Below are 2,096 nucleotides of genomic sequence, written 5' to 3' on the forward strand. Positions count from 1 at the left end.
ACAGTATCTGCTTGCAAGCACTAAGCCGTCAATAATTTGTGTGAGGCAGGCGAGCTTTCATGGCGGCTGATGGTTGTCGCTTGAGTAGCGTGATGGCGTGCTTAAGCGCATCACAGGAGAGCGCGGCAGTCTCACCTGGTACGTCTGGCGAGATCATCGAAAACTGCACGGAGCCCCAAAGGCCCTGACAAGCTGGTAAGGGGTGGTGGCCGATAAACCATTAGTCCACCACCCCTAAAGCAACTACTACTTCTTGCTGTCGATATTTTCTTTTGTTGGCCAGTTTCGCATTAGCGTGCCAACAAAGAAGCTGAACAATGGGCCATAAGGCGGTCTAAGGAGCTTGCTCAAACTGAAGCGGCTTTGATAGAAAATAGCTTTTTTCTTCGAGAATGTTTGGAAGCCGTCATGGCCGTGATACGCGCCCATTCCCGAGTCGCCAACGCCTCCAAACGGTAAGTTGTTTTGCACGAGGTGATAGAGGCAGCCGTTGATGGTTACGCCGCCGGATAATGTGCCATCGATGACTTTTTTGTTCAGTGCTCTATTACGGTTGAAGTAATACAGCGCCAATGGTCGTGGTCGGTCATTAATGTATTCGATGGCCTCGTCTAGCGTGCGGTAGGTGACGATAGGCAAGATGGGGCCAAAGATCTCTTCGTTCAGCGCCACACAATCATCAGCACAGTCATAAACGATAGTGGGTGGAAATACGCCATTTTCGATGGTGCAGGCTTCGTTAGCTGGGTTAACAGTGACAACCTTGCCCGATTTGCTAGTGATCTCGGCAGTGATTTTTTCCAGACGCTGATAATGGCGAGCTGAAATAATATGCGTGTAGTCAGGATTGTTCACCAGGCTCGGATAGTACGTAGCCGCCGCATCAACACAGTGCTGTACGAATTCGTCACGCGATTTTTCGTGGACTAGTACATAGTCAGGCGCTACGCAGGTTTGGCCGGCATTAGACAGCTTTCCGTGAAGTACCGCTTGCGCAGCCGATTTAAGGTCGTAATTTTCACCGATAAGCGCGGGCGATTTGCCGCCTAACTCAAGCGTTACCGGCGTAAGGTGCTCGGCTGCATTGCGCATAACAATTTTGCCGACATTGGTCGAGCCGGTGAAAATAAGGTGGTCGAATGGCAGTGTGGAAAACGCTTGCGACACTTCGAGCCCGCCGGTAATGACGGTTACGTATTCTTCGGGAAAGCAATCGGCGATGATTTTCCGCATGAGTTCGGCGGTCAATGGCGCTAACTCTGATGGCCTGACCATGACATGGTTGCCGGCAGAGATGGCGCCAATCATTGGCGATAGTGCGAGCAAGAGCTGGTAGTTCCAGGCTCCCATGACCCCAATAACGCCTAATGGCTGATAAACGTAGCGTGCTCTGCCGGGCAGAAATTGCCAGTTTGGCATGACGTGATTGGGCGCCATCCATTTCCGCAAATGCCTTTTGGTGTGGCGAATTTCATCGATGATGACGAAGATTTCCATCAGCAATGTTTCTGCTGTTGAGCGCCCGCCGTAGTCCTGATTTATCGTTGCCGCTAAGTCATGCCGTTGCTCATAGAGCGCGGCTTGAAATCGATCAAGTGCATCGATTCGCTCTTGATAAGAAATAGGGGTTGGGCGTTGGCGAAAGGCTTTTTTCTGACGTGCCAGCGTGTTGGATAACTGCGCTGTTAATTCATCTTTAGTGATCATTTTTAGCTCAAAATCTATTCATTATTATTGGGGTTTGGCAGGGATCAACGACATCGCATGCTCTGTGAGCGCGGTGATCGTTAACGATGGATTGACACCTAGATTGGCACCTAACATTGAACCGTCGCAGACCATCATATTTTGGTAGCCGAAAACTCGGTTTTGGCCATCGATCACGCCGTGCTCAGCCGACTTACCCATAGAGCAGCCGCCCATGCAGTGCGCGGTAGTCGGTGTGTTGAAGAAGATTTCTGGAAAGCTACTACCTGCCAATCCGCCCAATAGTTCCGCGCCTTTTTCAGCAAAATCATTGGCGGCAGGAATGAACGTTGGTATGCGCTCGCCGTCGGTGACTAAGGCTTTTCGAAATGGCCAGTACCATAGTCGCC

General features: G+C 50.8%; 2 protein-coding genes. Both read right to left on the bottom strand.

The genetic code is table 11. The features are described from left to right. Positions 1-246: 246 nt before the first annotated feature. Complete coding sequence (locus AC3DKE_RS10955) at positions 247-1,707, bottom strand: coniferyl aldehyde dehydrogenase (RefSeq protein WP_340675259.1); 1,461 nt, start codon at positions 1,705-1,707, stop codon at positions 247-249. A gap of 24 nt (positions 1,708-1,731) precedes the next feature. Then, positions 1,732-2,096, bottom strand: a 365-nt coding sequence (locus tag AC3DKE_RS10960) for a GMC family oxidoreductase (protein ID WP_487990705.1), incomplete at its 5' end; no start/stop codon positions are given.

The sequence above is a fragment of the Paraperlucidibaca sp. genome (assembly GCF_982810325.1).

Coding starts and splice junctions, on each gene's coding strand:
- AC3DKE_RS10955 (WP_340675259.1), bottom strand. CDS start 1,707: ATGATCACTAAAGATGAATTAACAGCGCAGTTATCCAACACGCTGGCA.